The sequence below is a fragment of the Methylobacterium aquaticum genome, from assembly GCF_001043915.1.
Taxonomy (GTDB): Bacteria; Pseudomonadota; Alphaproteobacteria; order Rhizobiales; family Beijerinckiaceae; genus Methylobacterium; species Methylobacterium aquaticum.
In genome coordinates, this window is record NZ_LABX01000116.1 from 1 (window position 1) to 15,794 (window position 15,794).

Sequence of the window (15,794 nt, forward strand, 5' to 3'; positions counted from 1 at the left end):
AGGTGGCGTTGCCGGCGACGGTCAGGGTGCCGATGGAGTTGCCGGGGGCGACGGTGCCGCCGGATTGGGCCACGACGCCGCCGACCGTGCCGGTGCCGCCGAGCAGGCCGCCGGCGCCGACCGTGACCTGGCCGGCGATGGTGCCGTTGGCGAAGAGCGCGCCGGTCTGGCCGATGGCGACGTCGGTGGTCAGCCGGTCGGTGGCGGCCATCTGCAAGGTGCCGATGACGTTGCCGAAGTAGCCGGCGGCCGAGTACAGGTCGACGCGCGTCCAGTAGCTGAGCGGCGTGCCGTAGAAGGCTGTGAGCGCGTTCGACTCGGTGTTGACGACGATCTGGTTGATCGTGTCCGTGGCGAGGGTGCCGGAGAGGCCACCGGTGGGGGCGATCCGCTGGGCTGCCGCGGAGCTGCCGCCGTAGATCGGGGCGAGCAGGATCGAGGCGTCGGGCCCGCCCGCGGGGGCCGCCTCGCGCGGCGCCTGCGCGAAGGTCAGGGTCGGCAGGCCGAAGGTCTGGCGCTGCTGGTGGAGGGCCTGGTTCGCGGCGGACGGCAGGTAGGGGTTGTTGGCGGTGTTGGCGGCGCTTGCCGCGCAGGTCGCCACCGAGGCGCCGCACTGGGCCGCCAGGTAGCTCTGCATCTGGCTCGACGCCTGGGTGTACAGGCTCGGCAGGTCGATGGCGGTGCCGGTGGTTGCGGCGTTGTTGATGTAGAGCGGGTTGGTGAAGCCTTGCGCGAGGTCGTAATACGACTGGGCCCGGCCGCCGATGATGTCGAGCGGGTAGTGCACGCCGAGCACGCTGCGACTCTCACCGTATTCGGCCGAGCGCAGCACCATGCTCTGGTAGGCCTGCGGCACCAGCATGCCGATCAGGGTGCCGTAGACGTAGCCGTAGGTGCTGTGGCCGCTCGGGAAGGACGGATTGGTGTCGACGCCGACGCGCGCCGTCGGATCGAAGACCGTGATCCGGTCCGGCGCCACCTGATAGGGACGCGAGCTGCCATAGGGATCCTGGCCGGCCTGGGTGTTGGTCACCCCGTAGGCGAGGTCGTAGACGCTGTCGCGGGTGTTGGGCAGGCCGCCGAAGGTCGGCAGCGAGGAGCCGGACGGGGCCACGGCCGGCACCGCGACGTAGTTTGCCGGCAGGGTGCTCGGATTGTTGGCCGCACCGTTGGCGAAGTAGTTCTTGGCCACCGACGAATCGGTCCCCGCGAGGGCGAAGGACGAGGCGAGCAGGGCTTCGGTCGCGCCGAGCGGGCCGGTGGCGCCGCCGGCCACGCCGCGGACGTAGATCGGGCCGAGGACGGAGCCGAGGCCGCCGACCGGGCGCTGCGGCACGAGACCGTTCACCGCCGCCTGGGGCGGCAGGCCGCCGGCGAGGTTCGCCCCCGCGCCGTAGCCGGTGAGGCCGGCCGGCGAATAGGCCGCCCCGACCGAGATGAAGAGGTTCTTGTCGCTCATCGCCTCGGCCTTGCGGGCCGGCGTCGAGAGCGTGTTGAGCGCCACCGCCTGATCGAGGTTGGCCCGCAGCATCGCCTGCCCCGCCGCCGTGGCGTTGAGGCCCAGATAGGGGCCAAGCAGGGTGATGACGTTGGCGGCGGCCGGCGTGACGTTGGCGGTCTGTGCCAGGGCGGCGGAGCCGCTCAGGGTGCCGGCCACGGTTCCGGCGATGAGGGCGGCGCGGGAAACGCCGTATCGGAGGTGCATGGTTCAAGTCCCCGGGGCGGGAGGGTCGATCCGCGGCCAAGGGCTGACGCAAAGTGAGGATTCGCGCATATTCATAATCTAGTCATAAATGAGGCGAGCCGCCCACGTGACATCCGCGCAACAGGGCGACGACACGCGGCGGCGCCGACCGGGACGGCACACAGGGCATCCCCTCGCTCTTTCCAAGAAACCCTTGCCCAGAAGCTCTTGCCCAGAAGCCCTTGCCCTTTCCCGGGAACCTGCTATAGGCCGCGCCTCGCGTTCGCTCCGGCCGGGGGCTGAACGGACGGTGTCGGGTCTTCCAGACCCGGCATAGGGGCTCGCCCCGTCGTCCCGTGTCTCCGCCTTCGAACAACCGCTCGGGCCTTTGCAGGCTCGAAGGGCTTGGCGCCGTGCGACGCGAGGACGAACCGGCCCGACGCCCGAAACCGCTTCCCGCGTTGTCGAGCAGCGGGCCTTAGTCTCCCTGAGAAAGGCCCATCATGGCTCTTTACGAGCATGTGTTCCTGGCTCGCCAGGACGTGACCTCGCAGCAGGTCGAAACGATGGTCGAGACCTACAAGTCCGTCATCGAGCAGAACGGCGGCAAGGTCGAGAAGACCGAGATGTGGGGCGTGAAGTCCCTCGCCTACCGCATCCGCAAGAACCGCAAGGCGCATTTCACCCTCCTCAACATCGACGCTCCCCCGGCGGCCCTCGCCGAGATGGAGCGCCAGATGCGGATCTCGGAGGACGTGCTGCGCTTCATGACCGTGCGCGTCGAGGCGCTCGAGGCCGAGCCGTCCGCGATGATGCAGAAGCGCGACCGCGACGAGCGCAAGGACCGCGAGCGCGGCCGTCGCCGCGACGACGACGGCTTCGGCGGCGGCTTCGGCGGGGACCGCCCGGAGCGCGGCGAGCGTCCGGAGCGCGGCGACCGCGCCGACCGCAACACGAACGAGGAGCAGTAAGCCATGGCTTTCGGTGCTGGTGGCGGCGGCGGTGGCCGTCGTCCGTTCTTCCGTCGGCGCAAGACCTGCCCGTTCTCGGGCCCCAACGCCCCGAAGATCGACTACAAGGACGTGAAGCTGCTCTCGCGCTACGTCTCCGAGCGCGGCAAGATCGTGCCCTCGCGCATCACCGCGGTGTCGGCCAAGAAGCAGCGCGAGCTCGCCCAGGCGATCAAGCGCGCCCGCTTCCTGGGCTTCCTGCCCTACGTGATCCGCTAAACCTCTGATCAACAACCCGGCGGCATCGCGCCGCCGGGTCGCTGGGGCGGGCCTTTACCGCCTCTAACCCCGCCCGGACCGGGCGGCGGGACAGCGGACAGGTCTTGTCATGGTTCGTCATACCGGCATCGGCGTCATCGCCGGCCTCGCCTCGGCGCTCCTGATCGGGGTCGTCGTCCAGGCCACGCCGCTCGCGCTCGCGCTCTACCTGCTCGCCCCGCTGCCGATCCTGATCGTGGCGATGGGCTGGAGCCACCGGACCGGCCTCGTGGCCGCCGCCGCCGGCACGCTCGCCCTCGCCCTCGTCTCCTCGCCCTTGCGCGGCCTCGCCTTCCTGGTCTCGACGGCCTTGCCCGCCTGGTGGCTCGGCTATCTCGCCCTGCTCGGCCGTCCCAAAGCCTCCGGTGGAGCGGCGGCGGGCGAGATGGAATGGTACCCGACCGGGCGCCTTCTGGCCTGGGTCGCCGTCACCGCGGCACTCGCCCTCGTCGTCGTGGTGATGCTGTCCTCCGGCGACCACGCCGCCTACCAGGACCGGGTCCGCCGCCTGGCCCAGGCGATGCTCCAGCTCCAGATCCAGGAATCCCCGTCACGGGGCGCCGGGCTGGACGAGGACGACCTCGCCCGCATCGCCGAGCGGGTCGCCGGCCTCGCCCCCGCCATCATGGCGACGACCTTCACGCTGCTCCTCACCTTCTATCTCTGGGCCGGAGCCCGGGTGGTGCAGATCTCCGGCCGCCTGGCCCGGCCCTGGCCGGATCTCCCCGCCACCGTCCTGCCGCGCCGGGCCCTGTGGGGATTGGTGATCGGCGCCGTGCTGTCGGTCGCGCCGGGTTATGCCGGGGCCTTCGGGGTCGCGCTGCTCGGCGCCCTCTCGACCGCCCTGGCGCTGCAAGGGCTGGCGGCGCTGCACGACCGCAGCCGGGGCAAGCCCGGGCGCACGCCGATGCTGATCGGCCTCTACGTCCTGGTCTTCCTCACGCAGGGGCTGGCGCTCGCGGCGCTCGCCGTCTTCGGCCTCGTCGACGCCCTCGCCGGGCGCCGCCGGCCGGCTCAGGCGCCGCCGGTGGCCTGACGCCAACGAATCCCCGGGCCGCCCAGGCGATCCGGATCCCCGACGGCGGCATCCCCGCCATCACCATCCGGGGCCGCGAGGTCCCCCAGCAAAGGACGACGACCATGGAAGTGATCCTGCTCGAGCGCGTGGCCAAGCTCGGCCAGATGGGCGAAACCGTGAAGGTGCGGGCGGGCTTCGCCCGCAACTTCCTCCTCGCCCGCGGCAAGGCCCTGCGCGCCACCGAGGCCAACAAGAAGCGCTTCGAGGACCAGCGCGCCCAGCTCGAGGCCCGCAACCTCGAGCGCCGCGCGGAGGCCGAGAAGGTCGGCGAGACCCTGAACGGCAAGAGCTTCGTGCTCATCCGCCAGGCCGGCGAGACCGGCGTGCTCTACGGCTCGGTTTCCCCGCGCGACCTCGCCGAGGTGGTGACCCAGGAGGGCTTCACCATCAACCGCGACCAGTTCAACATCGCGCAGCCGATCAAGACGCTGGGTCTGCACACGGTCCCGGTCGTGCTGCACCCCGAGGTCGAGGTCACCGTGACCGTCAACGTCGCCCGCAGCCCCGAGGAGGCCGAGCGCCAGTCCCGCGGCGAGTCGACCACCACCCGCGAGGAGTTCAACCTCGACGATCTCGGCCTCGAGGTCGGGGCCGCCCTGGCCGAGGCCGGCCCGGAGGCGGACGACCGCTGATCGATCCCCAGGCTGTCCCGTCCCGTGGGCGGGATAGCCGGGACAACGGGGACAAGCCCGGCGATCGGACTTGACTTGTTCCCATTTTGTTCCAGCATGGCGGGGTTCGCGGCGTGAGTCGCGGGCCCCGCCTGCGTTTCGGACGACCGGCCGCGGCCCTCGGGCAAGGTTTCGTCAAGGATGCAAGGTTTGGTCAACGACGACGATGCGATGGTCGCCGCAGCGTCTATGATCTGACACGCGGTCGCATCGACCCGTGCCGCCCCCCTCGATGAGCCGGAGCCCCGCCGGATGGCCATTCCCAGCACCCTGACGGCGAATCTCGAACCCGTGCAGCAGGAATACCGCGTCGCGCCGCACAACATCGACGCGGAACAGGCGCTGCTCGGTGCGATCCTGGTCAACAACGACGCCTTCTACCGGGTCTCGGACTTCCTGCTCCCCGAGCACTTCATGGAGGAGGTGCACCGGCGGATCTACGAGGTGTCGATCAGCCTGATCAAGGCCGGCAAGCTCGCGAGCCCGATCACGCTGAAGACCTATCTGGGCGACGCCGATCTCGGCGGCCTCACGGTCGGCCAGTACCTCGCGCGGCTCGCCGCCGAGGCGACGACGGTCATCAATTCCGAGCATTACGGCCGGACGATCTACGACCTGGCGCTCCGCCGGCGCCTCATCACCATCGGCGAGGACCTGGTCAACGGCGCCTACGAGGCCCCGGTCGAGACCTCGCCGCGCGAGCAGATCGAGGCGACCGAGCGCCGGCTCTACGAACTGGCCGAGACCGGCAAGTACGATGGCGGCTTCCAGAAATTCTCCGACGCCCTGACGGCGGCGGTCGACATGGCGGCCAAAGCCTATCAGCGCGAGGGGCGGCTGTCGGGCATCGCCACCGGCCTGTCCGACCTCGACGCCAAGATGGGCGGCCTGCAAGCCTCGGACCTGATCATCCTGGCCGGGCGTCCCGGCATGGGCAAGACCTCGCTCGCCACCAACATCGCGTTCAACATCGCGAAAGCTTACGTCGGCGAGAAGCAGCCCGACGGCACCATCGCGACCAAGAACGGCGGCATCGTCGGCTTCTTCTCGCTCGAAATGTCGGCCGAGCAGCTCGCCACCCGCATCATCGCCGAGCAATCGGGCGTCGCCTCCTACAAGATCCGCCGCGGCGACATCCGGCCGGAGGAATTCTACAAGATCACCGACGCCGCCCGGGACATGCAGACGATCCCGTTCTACATCGACCAGACCGGCGGCATCTCGATCGCCCAGCTCGCCGCGCGCGCCCGCCGGCTCAAGCGCCAGCGCGGCCTCGACCTCCTCGTCGTCGACTACCTCCAGCTCCTCTCCGGCTCGTCCAAGAAGGGCGACAACCGGGTGCAGGAGATGACCGAGATCACCACCGGCATGAAGGCGCTCGCCAAGGAACTGGCCGTGCCGATCATCGCCCTGTCGCAGCTCTCGCGCCAGGTCGAGGCCCGCGACGACAAGCGGCCGCAGCTCTCGGACCTGCGCGAATCGGGCTCGATCGAGCAGGACGCCGACGTGGTGATGTTCGTGTTCCGCGAGGAATACTACGTCAAGAACAAGAAGCCGCGCGAGGGCACGGAAGAATTCTTCACCTGGGAAGCCGAGATGAACCGCGTCTACGGCAAGGCCGAGGTGATCCTGGGCAAACAGCGCCACGGCCCGACCGGCACGGTCGAGCTTCAGTTCGACGCCGAGATCACCCGGTTCTCGAACCTGGCCCAGGGCGACCGGCTGCCCGATACGATGTGAGGCGGAGACTCTGCCTGACTTTCGGTCAGGCGGCCCCTCCCGGGCCCTGGCGCCGCCCTCGTTGGGGGGGTAGACCGGGGACATGAGCGAATCGAGCCCCATCGGCCATGGCGGCCGCCTCACCATCGACCTCGCGGCCCTGCGGGCGAACTGGCGGGTCCTCGCCCAGGCCGCGGAGTGCCCGGAGACCGCGGCGGTCATCAAGGCCGACGCCTATGGGTGCGGGATCGCCCGGGCGGCGCCTGCCCTGTGGGCGGAGGGCTGCCGCACCTTCTTCGTCGCCCACCTGTCGGAGGCCCTCACCGCCCGGGAGGCGGTGCCGGAGGCGGCCATCTACGTGCTGAACGGCTTCCCCCCGGGCCGCGCGCCGGCCTACCGGGCCGCCGCTCTGCGGCCGGTGCTCGGCTCGCACGACGAGATCGCCGAGTGGGCGGCGGCCAACCGCGACGAGGGCGTGATTCGCCCGGCGGCGCTCCACGTCGATACCGGCATGAACCGCCTCGGCCTGTCGGTGCCGGAGGGGCTGGGGCTGGCCGGCGACCCTCTGGTGCGCCAAGCCGGCATCGACCTCCTGATGAGCCATCTCGTCAGCGCCGAGGTCGAGCACGATCCCCTGACCGACCATCAGGCCGCAGCGTTCGCACGGCTGCGCGCCGCCTATCCGGGGATCCGCGCCTCCCTGGCCAATTCCTCGGGCGACTTCCTGCCCTCCTGCCGCGCCGACCTGGCCCGTCCGGGCTACGCCCTCTATGGCGGCAATCCGCGGCCGGGCCGCGACAACCCGATGCGCCCGGTGGTGCGGCTGGAAGCCGGCATCCTCCAGATCCGCGAGGTGGCGGCCGGCGAGACCGCCGGCTACAACGCCCGCTGGACCGCCCCGGGGCCGCGCCGCCTCGCCACCCTGTCGCTGGGCTATGCCGACGGCTTTCCCCGCGCCTCGACCGGCCGCGGCGAGGCCGTGGTCGGCGGCGCGCGCTGCCCGTTCGTCGGCAACGTCTCGATGGACCTCATCATCCTCGACGTCACCGGGGCGCCGCGGGAGGCCCTGTTCCGCGGCGCGCCCGCGACCCTGATCGGCGACGGGCTCGACCTCGACGCGGTGGGGCGCAGCGCCGGCACGATCGGCTACGAGATCCTGACCAATCTCGGCCGGCGCTACGAGCGGATCTATCGGGACTGACCGATTCGAAAACCCGGTACGGAGCCGGCGCAGCGCAAGCGCCCCACGCCTTTCGAAAAGGCGGTTTTGCTCGCGCCCGGTTGGCGCTAGGCTCCCCTCCGCAAGGCCGGGGCGCGAGACCCCGGCGACGGGAGGATTCGCGCATGGACTTCACCCTCTCCGAGCGGCAGCGCCACTGGCGCGACCGGGTCCGGGCCTTCATGGACGAGCATGTCCGCCCGGCGGTGCCGACCTACAAGGCCGAGATGGAGGCGTTCGGCGCCGATCGCTGGCAGCCGGTGCCGGTGATCGAGCGGTTGAAGCCCAAGGCCCGCGAGGCCGGGCTGTGGAACCTGTTCCTGCCCCCCTCGCCCGAGCATGACGACGGCGACTTCCGCGGCGCCGGGCTCACCAACCTCGATTACGCGCTCTGCGCCGAGGAGATGGGCCGGATCTCCTGGGCCTCCGAGGTGTTCAACTGCTCGGCGCCCGATACCGGCAACATGGAGGTGCTGCACCGCTACGGCACCCGGGCGCAGAAGGAGCGCTGGCTCACCCCCCTGATGGCGGGCGAGATCCGCTCGGCCTTCCTGATGACCGAGCCGGACGTGGCCTCGTCGGATGCCACCAACATCGAAACCCGGATCCGCCGCGACGGCGACCATTACGTCGTCAGCGGCCGCAAGTGGTGGTCCTCGGGCGTCGGCGATCCCCGCTGCGCCGTCGCCATCATGATGGGCAAGACCGACACCAGCGCGCCCCTGCACCAGCAGCAATCGCAGATCCTCGTCCCCCTCGACACGCCCGGGATCGAGGTGGTGCGGATGCTGCCGGTCTTCGGCTACGACGACGCGCCGCACGGCCATGCCGAGGTGATCCTGCATGACGTGCGGGTGCCGGCCGAGAACCTGCTGCTCGGCGAGGGCCGCGGCTTCGAGATCGCGCAAGGGCGGCTCGGGCCGGGGCGCATCCACCATTGCATGCGGACCATCGGCGTTGCCGAGGAGGCGCTGGAGAAGATGGCCAAGCGCCTGCTGACCCGCGTCGCCTTCGGCAAGCGCATCGCCGACCACTCGGTCTGGGAGCAGCGCATCGGCGAGGCCCGCATCGACATCGAGATGACCCGCCTCCTCTGCCTCAAGGCAGCCGACATGATGGACAAGGTCGGCAACAAGGGCGCCAAGCTCGAGATCGCGATGATCAAGGTCGCGGCGCCCCGCATGGCGCTGAAGGTCATCGACGACGCGATCCAGGCCCATGGCGGCGCCGGCGTCAGCAGCGACGCGGGCCTCGCCTATTCTTACGCGCGCATCCGCACGCTGCGGCTCGCCGACGGGCCGGACGAGGTCCACAACCGCTCGATCGCCCGGCTCGAACTGGCGCAATACGGCAACCGCGAGCGGCCGAAGGGCTGAGCACCGATTCGGAAGATCATCCGCACGGGCCGCCCGTTCCGGAGAACGGGCTTCCCGTGCGGGCTGCAAAAAAGCACGATGATGCTTTTGACGGCGCGGAACATCGTCCCGATACTTGGGATCGACCGCGCCGCCACGACGGACGGCGCCGGCTCTTCTTCAAGGAACCAAGCGAGGATCCGTCCATGACGCAGCAAACCCCGCAGCAAACCCCGCAGCACCCCCCCGAGCCGATCCGTTTCGCCTATTGGGTGCCGAACGTCTCCGGCGGCCTCGTCGTCAGCAAGATCCCCCAGCGCACGGGCTGGGACGGCGACTACAACCGCGACCTGGCGCGGATCGCCGAGAAGGCGGGCTTCGACTACGCCCTGACCCAGATCCGCTTCACCGCCGGCTACGGCGCCGAGTACCAGCACGAATCGGTCGCCTTCAGCCACGCGCTGCTCGCCGCCACCGACACGTTGAAGGTCATCGCCGCGATCCTGCCTGGACCCTGGAATCCGACCATCGCGGCAAAGCAGATCGCCACGATCTCGCAGCTCACCCGCGGGCGCATCTCCGTCAACATCGTCAGCGGCTGGTTCTCGGGCGAGTTCCGGGCGATCGGCGAGCCCTGGCTCGACCACGACGAGCGCTATCGCCGCTCGGAGGAGTTCATCCGGTCCTTGCGCGGGATCTGGACCGAGGACGCCTTCACCTTCCGGGGCGATTTCTACCGCTACAGCAACTACACCCTGAAGCCGAAGCCGGCCGAACCGCTGCCCGAGATCTTCCAGGGCGGCTCGTCGCGGGCGGCGCGGGACATGGCGGCCCGGGTCTCCGACTGGTACTTCACCAACGGCGCCACCCCGGACAAGCTCCGTCTCCAGGTCGACGACATCCGCCACAAGGCGGCGGCGGAAGGCCGGCACGTGAGGATCGGCGTCAACGCCTTCGTGATCGCCCGCGACACCGAGGAGGAGGCCCATTCGGTCCTGAAGGACATCATCGACCAGGCCGATCCCGAGGCGGTGCGCGCCTTCGGCCACGAGGTGAAGAATGCCGGTGCCGCCTCACCCGAGCGCGAGGGCAACTGGGCGAGTTCCACCTTCGAGGATCTGGTGCAGTACAATGACGGCTTCCGCACCAACCTGATCGGTACGCCGGACCAGATCGCCGAGCGCATCCTGGCGCTCAAGGATGCGGGCGCCGATCTCGCGCTTCTCGGCTTCCTGCACTTCCAGGAGGAGGTCGCGTATTTCGGCGAGCATGTGATCCCGCGGGTGCGGGCGCTGGAAGCGGCGCGGGCCGAGCGGAAGGAGGCGGCGTGACCCTCGCGCATCGTCCGACGACGGGGCACCGGCTCGCCGAAAGACAAGGCGGCCGATGAAAAATCTGGCGCGCTGCCCGGTTGCACCGCGATCGGGCGGCGCTCTCGTGTCCGGTCCGCACCAATGAAGTGCAATTTTATCGAGCCGGTGCCGCGCTGATCCGATGATCGGGCCGTCGAAACAACGGTCCGGTCAAGATTCTGCTTCGCTCCGGCACGACGGCGATCCTTCTCTCCTGGCCGCCATGCAGCCCCTCGCCGCCGAGGCGGGCCGGCCGCGCGGGCTGACCGAGCCGGTCCATGTCCGGCCGATCCAAGGCGCCTCCCGCCAATGCGGCGGCGCCTGACTCAAGAGCGGCAGCCTGTCGTGGTTCTGCGGCGCGCGCCAGCAATGCAGCCGCGATTGCGCGACCGCCCCGCCTGTCCGCCGCTGCGCGTCGCCATAGATCGCAGGAGGCACGCCACGACGCTGGCATGCAGGAGGCCGGCATGGCGGCAGACGAGATCGCGGGACCGGTTCACGCCTTTCTGACCCTGCGGGGTCTGGACGGGAGCGGCCGCAGCTTCCCCGAGGTGCTGGGATTCGACGACGCTCAGATCGAGGGGGTGCACGACTTCATCCAGTGGCTGTTCCCGCTGCGGGAGCCGAGCCGGGCGGTGCCGGGGGCGCCGGTGATCGGGGCGGCGGAGGCCGAGGCGATCCGGCACGATCCATGGGCGCAGGACAGCCTGACCGCGGCCCGTGCCCGGATGCTCTTCTTCTACGCCGAGACCAAGGGGTGGCTGCGGCCCTACGACCACAACCACCTGCGCATCACCCGCATCCTGACCTCCCTGCGCGACCTCGTCGGGCTGGAGGAGGCCCGGGTCTTCCACGAGAGGATCACCGCCCTCAACCGGGCGGCGGGCTCCCCGGTGAACCCGGAGAGCCTCGACTTTTGGCGAAAAGCCGTGGAAGCCTAATGCCGCCGAACCGTCGACCCCTTCGGCGAAGGAGGCTTAGAAGAACGCCTGCAACCCGGTCTGCGCCCGGCCCAGGATCAGGGCGTGGACGTCGTGGGTGCCCTCGTAGGTGTTCACCGTCTCGAGGTTCTGGGCGTGGCGCATCACGTGGTACTCGCCCATGATGCCGTTGCCGCCGTGCATGTCGCGCGCCTCGCGGGCGATGGCGAGCGCCTTGCCGCAATTGTTGCGCTTGACGAGCGAGATCATCTCCGGCGCCATCCGGCCCTCGTCGAACAGCCGTCCCACCCGCAGGCTGCCCTGAAGACCGAGCGCGATCTCGGTCTGCATGTCGGCGAGCTTCTTCTGCACCAGCTGGGTCTGGGCGAGGGGCCGGTCGAACTGCTTGCGGTCGAGGGTGTATTGCCGCGCCCGGTGCCAGCAATCCTCCGCCGCGCCCATGGCGCCCCAGGAGATGCCGTAGCGGGCCCGGTTGAGGCAGCCGAACGGCCCTTTCAGCCCCGAGACGTTGGGCAGGAGCGCGCTCTCCGGCACCTCGACGCCGTCCATCACGATCTCGCCGGTGACCGAGGCGCGCAACGAGAGCTTGCCCTTGATCTTCGGTGCCGACAGCCCCTTCATCCCCTTCTCCAGGATGAAGCCGCGGATCTGGTTGTCGTGGGCGGGCGACTTCGCCCAGACCACGAACACATCGGCGATCGGAGCGTTCGAGATCCAGGTCTTGGCGCCTGAGAGGCGGTAGCCGCCGTCGATCTTGTCGGCCCTTGTCTTCATGCCGGCCGGATCCGAGCCGGCATCCGGCTCGGTCAGTCCGAAGCAGCCGACGAACTCGCCCGAGGCCAGCTTCGGCAGGTACGTCTTGCGCTGGGTCTCGTCGCCATAGGCGTAGATCGGGTACATGACGAGCGAGGATTGCACGCTCATCATCGAGCGGTAGCCGGAATCGACCCGCTCGACCTCGCGGGCGACGAGCCCGTAGGCGACGTAAGTCGCGCCGGCGCAGCCATATTCCTCCGGCAGGGTGACACCGAGCAGGCCCAGTTCGCCCATGGCGTTGAAGAGCGAGCGGTCGGTCTTCTCCTCGGCATAAGCCTCGACGATGCCGGGCAGCAGCCGCTCCTGGGCGAAGCTGCGGGCGGAATCGCGGATCAGGCGCTCGTCGTCGCTGAGCTGGTCGTCGAGCAGGAACGGATCGTCCCACCGGAAGGCGCCGCGCGCCCCTTCGAGGGGCTTGGCCGGGCTGAGGTTGGTCTGGGTCGCGACCGCGGCGGATGGGGCGTTCATGCGTCTCCTCCCTTGAAGTGCGGCGGGACGTTACCCCGGGCCCGTCGGCTCCGCCAGGATGCGAAACCGCATTCCGCACGTCCCAGCCATGCAGGCGGCGGCACGCATCGGGATTACTTCACCTGCTGCTTGTCGAGCTTGCGGGCGAGGGTGCGGCGATGCATGCCGAGCCGCCGGGCGGTCTCCGAGATGTTGAAGTCGGTCTCGACCAGGGTCTGATGGATGCGCTCCCATTCGAGCGTCTTGATCGAGGTCGGCCGGCCGTCCAGGGAGACGTCGACATCGCCTTCCGCCTTCGAGAAGGCCGCCTCGATGTCGTCGGTGTTGGCGGGCTTCGCCAGGTAGTGGCAGGCGCCGAGCTTGATCGCCTCGACGGCGGTGGCGATGCTGGCATAGCCGGTGAGCACCACCGTGAGGATGCCGGGATCGTGGTCGTGGAGCGCCTTGACGCAGGCGAGGCCCGATTCTCCGTTGAGCTTCAGGTCGACGACGGCGTAGGTGGGCGTGCGCTCGGCGAGCAGCGCCTCCAGGGCGCCGAGGCCGGTCAGGCTCACCACCGTGTAGCCGCGCCGTTCCAGCGAGCGCGTCAGGGTGGCGGCGAAGCGGTCGTCGTCCTCGACGATGACGAGCAGGCGGTCATCCTCGGCCATCTCAGACCGTCAGGCTGGCGAGCGGCAGGCTGATGGTCACGACGGCGCCTCCATAGCTGCGGTTGCGGGCCTCCACGGTGCCGCCGAGCTTGCGCACGACGTTGACGACGAGGAACAGCCCGAGCCCGCCGCCGAGGCGGCCCTTGCTCGATGTATAGGGCTGGCCGAGCCGCGCCAGCATCTCGGGCGCGAAACCCGGTCCGCGATCGGTGACGGAGAGCCGCAGGGTGTCCCCGTCGCGCAGGGCCGCCAGCTCGACGAAGTTCGGCGACAGGTCGAGGGCGTTGTCGAGGACGTTGAACAGGACCTGCTTCAGGGCGGTGTCGGAGACGATCTCCAGATCCTCGCCGAACTCGTCGCGGACCTCCAGGCAGAAGCAGGAGCGCATCCGCCGCCAGTCGCCGACCAGTTCGGTCACGAAGCCGCGCACGGTGGTCAGGTGCGGCGCCTCCCCGCGAGCCGCGCCGGCAGCGAGCAGGATGCCGGTGACGATCGCCTTGCAGCGCCCCACCGCCTCCTGCATCTCCTCGATCTCGCGGGCGATGTCGGGCGAGGCGGTGAGTTCCGGCATCCGCCGCCAGTCGCCGAGGATCACCGAGAGCGAGGAGAGCGGCGTGCCGAGTTCGTGCGCCGCCCCCGAGGCCAGCAGCCCCATCCGGACGATGTGGTCCTCTTCCGCCGCGCGCTGGCGCAGGTCGGCCAGCCGCGCATCCTGCCGGCGCAGGTTGCGCGAGATCCGGGTGACGAACACCGCGATCAGCGCCGCGTCGATCACGAAGGCCACCAGCATGCCGACGAGGTAGAGCCGAAGCAGCTCGTCGCTGTCGCCCGGCGGCAGCACCAGCGGCCGGTAGGCCAGCATCAGCACGCCGAGCGCCGCGGTGGTGACGGCGACGAGGCCGATCGTCGCCCGGCTGCTGAGCAGCACCGCCGCCAGGGTGAGCTGGAGCAGGAACAGCGAGGTGAACGGGTTGGTGGCGCCGCCGCTCAGGGAGAGCTGCACCGTGAGCGCCAGCACGTCGAGGAGGAGCGCCACGAACAGCACGCCCTCGGTGACGCCGCCGCTGCGGGCGATCCAGGCGAGGCTGACGAGATTGAGGAGGACGAGCCCGGACAGCACCACCGCCATCGGCCCGAGCGGCAGCGCGATGCCGAGGCCCAGTTGCGCCACCGCGATGGTGACGACCTGGCCCGCCACCGCGATCCAGCGCAATTGGACCAGGAGCAGCAGGTTCTGGCGCCCGCCATCATGGTCCTCGGGCGCATCGGCATCGCCGAGCCCCGCCAGGCTGCCGATGCCGAGGTGCCGCGCGGTTCGTCCGAGGAGCGCGCGGGCGGTCCGGCGCAAGGCGGCCCACTCGGTCATGCGGCCCTGCTCCGATCGGGACGGGACCGGCCGCTCAGTGCCCGCTTCCCGCCGGCATCGCACGGTAGAACGCGACCACGTCGCGGTAATCCTGATCGACCGGCGTGACCGGCACGGCGAGGCGCAAGCAGAGGCCGACGAGACCGGTGAGGAGGGCGAGGACGAGGCAGGCGCGCAGCGACATGAGCGGGCGGTGCCAGAAACGCCGCCGCGCGTAAAGCCGGGCGGCGAAAACGGGTACGGCCGGGCCGTTCACGGCCTTGGGCGGAGCGAGGGGGCGGAGCTCAACCCGAGGTCGCGGCCGGCCCGGCCGCATGTCCAGAACCTACCGGACGAGTGATGAATGTCAACATTCGTCACTCGGCAGCGACCTGTCCCCGACGCCCGATGTGCGCCAGCGCACACAGTCGTTCCGGCCTCGACTTCGCCCGAGATCTTGTGTTGAGAGAGACGCCGCCTCCGGCACCTCCGATCTCGAGATCCACCATGGCCCCTTGCGCAAGGATCGCCACGATGAGGGTGCGGTGGAAGCACCCGGGCCTCGTGATGCTTCTGACCTTCGCCAGCGGGCCGGCGACCGCCGAGGAGGCCGACCTGGCGGCGCTCGAGACCCGCTGGCATGCCTGCGTGCGGCAGGCTTTCGGCGCCCAGCCCCTCGGGATGGAGCGGCGGGCGGCACAGCGGGCCGCGCTCGCCGCCTGCAAGCCGCAGGAGGACGCCTATGTCCACGCGATGCTGGCGGCGCAGGAGGCCGAGGCACGGGCGCGGGCGACCCGCGGTGTCCTCGCCCGTGCCCGCGATTGGGCGCTCGCCGCGGCGGGATCGGCGCGCGCGACGGTCGGCGGGCTGGTGGACCGCCTGCGCTGGTGAACCCTGGCGCTCCCGTCCCGTTGAGGGCATGAAAGCCCGGAGACCCGACATGACGACCGCATCGCGCGCCCTTCTCGGCGCCCTGCCCCTCGCCCTGCCCCTCGCCCTGGCGCTGATGGCCGCGCCCGCTCTCGCGCAGCAGCAGCCGGCCCCGGATCCGGCGGCGGGATTCCTGACCCGGCCGGAGCCCGGCTCCTTGCGGGCCTCGAAGCTCGTCGGCGTGCCGGTGATCGGCATGGACCACGTCCGGGTCGGCGAGATCGAGGACGTGCTGCTGACCGAGGACGGCCGGGTGCGGGCGGTGGTGATCGGCGTCGGCGGCTTCCTCGGCATCGGC

Annotated in this window: 16 protein-coding genes; 11 read left to right on the top strand and 5 right to left on the bottom strand. The window is 70.3% G+C overall.

Going from position 1 to position 15,794, the window contains the following annotated elements; genetic code table 11:
• A partial coding sequence (locus VP06_RS15720; protein ID WP_048464727.1) for a phosphatase PAP2 family protein occupies positions 1–1,705 on the bottom strand: 1,705 nt, incomplete at its 3' end.
• A gap of 482 nt (positions 1,706–2,187) precedes the next feature.
• Here VP06_RS15720 and rpsF point away from each other — a divergent pair.
• The 9 genes from rpsF to VP06_RS15765 all read left to right on the top strand — a co-directional run bounded on the left by rpsF (position 2,188) and on the right by VP06_RS15765 (position 11,287).
• On the top strand, positions 2,188–2,655 hold the full coding sequence (rpsF, locus tag VP06_RS15725; RefSeq protein ID WP_048464728.1) for a 30S ribosomal protein S6: 468 nt from the start codon (positions 2,188–2,190) through the stop codon (positions 2,653–2,655).
• Positions 2,656–2,658: 3 nt separating this feature from the next.
• Positions 2,659–2,913, top strand: a complete 255-nt coding sequence (gene rpsR, locus VP06_RS15730; RefSeq protein ID WP_048464729.1) for a 30S ribosomal protein S18 — start codon at positions 2,659–2,661, stop codon at positions 2,911–2,913.
• A 109-nt stretch (positions 2,914–3,022) separates the two neighbouring features.
• Positions 3,023–3,988 (top strand): DUF2232 domain-containing protein, encoded by a 966-nt coding sequence (locus tag VP06_RS15735; RefSeq protein WP_048464730.1) that lies wholly within the window; start codon positions 3,023–3,025, stop codon positions 3,986–3,988.
• Between the two features lie 104 nt (positions 3,989–4,092).
• Entirely contained in the window at positions 4,093–4,662 is a 570-nt protein-coding gene (gene rplI / locus VP06_RS15740) for a 50S ribosomal protein L9 (RefSeq protein ID WP_048464731.1), read from the top strand.
• Positions 4,663–4,953: 291 nt separating this feature from the next.
• On the top strand, positions 4,954–6,441 hold the full coding sequence (locus tag VP06_RS15745; protein ID WP_048464732.1) for a replicative DNA helicase: 1,488 nt from the start codon (positions 4,954–4,956) through the stop codon (positions 6,439–6,441).
• An 82-nt stretch (positions 6,442–6,523) separates the two neighbouring features.
• The gene (gene alr, locus VP06_RS15750) at positions 6,524–7,621 is read left to right on the top strand and encodes an alanine racemase (protein ID WP_048464733.1); all 1,098 of its coding nucleotides are present in this window, start codon (positions 6,524–6,526) and stop codon (positions 7,619–7,621) included.
• Positions 7,622–7,764: 143 nt separating this feature from the next.
• A complete protein-coding gene (locus VP06_RS15755; protein ID WP_048464734.1) occupies positions 7,765–9,015 on the top strand; it encodes an acyl-CoA dehydrogenase family protein in 1,251 nt (416 codons plus the stop codon).
• Positions 9,016–9,200: 185 nt separating this feature from the next.
• The gene (gene sfnG / locus VP06_RS15760; RefSeq protein ID WP_048464735.1) at positions 9,201–10,325 is read left to right on the top strand and encodes a dimethylsulfone monooxygenase SfnG; all 1,125 of its coding nucleotides are present in this window, start codon (positions 9,201–9,203) and stop codon (positions 10,323–10,325) included.
• Positions 10,326–10,813: 488 nt separating this feature from the next.
• Positions 10,814–11,287, top strand: coding sequence for an opioid growth factor receptor-related protein (locus tag VP06_RS15765; protein ID WP_048464740.1), 474 nt, complete (start codon positions 10,814–10,816; stop codon positions 11,285–11,287).
• Between the two features lie 36 nt (positions 11,288–11,323).
• Here VP06_RS15765 and VP06_RS15770 read toward each other — a convergent pair whose 3' ends face one another.
• The 4 genes from VP06_RS15770 to VP06_RS37220 form a co-directional block, all read right to left on the bottom strand.
• Entirely contained in the window at positions 11,324–12,571 is a 1,248-nt protein-coding gene (locus tag VP06_RS15770) for an acyl-CoA dehydrogenase (protein ID WP_048464736.1), read from the bottom strand.
• Positions 12,572–12,684: 113 nt separating this feature from the next.
• Positions 12,685–13,221, bottom strand: coding sequence for a response regulator transcription factor (locus VP06_RS15775; protein WP_048464737.1), 537 nt, complete (start codon positions 13,219–13,221; stop codon positions 12,685–12,687).
• Position 13,222: 1 nt separating this feature from the next.
• Complete coding sequence (locus tag VP06_RS15780) at positions 13,223–14,587, bottom strand: ATP-binding protein (RefSeq protein ID WP_048464738.1); 1,365 nt, start codon at positions 14,585–14,587, stop codon at positions 13,223–13,225.
• Positions 14,588–14,621: 34 nt separating this feature from the next.
• Complete coding sequence (locus VP06_RS37220; protein ID WP_197093213.1) at positions 14,622–14,771, bottom strand: hypothetical protein; 150 nt, start codon at positions 14,769–14,771, stop codon at positions 14,622–14,624.
• Between the two features lie 329 nt (positions 14,772–15,100).
• Here VP06_RS37220 and VP06_RS15790 point away from each other — a divergent pair, with 329 nt between their 5' ends.
• The gene (locus VP06_RS15790; RefSeq protein ID WP_053081832.1) at positions 15,101–15,457 is read left to right on the top strand and encodes a hypothetical protein; all 357 of its coding nucleotides are present in this window, start codon (positions 15,101–15,103) and stop codon (positions 15,455–15,457) included.
• A 49-nt stretch (positions 15,458–15,506) separates the two neighbouring features.
• Positions 15,507–15,794: PRC-barrel domain-containing protein (locus tag VP06_RS15795; RefSeq protein ID WP_197093214.1), on the top strand; the 288-nt coding region annotated here is incomplete at its 3' end.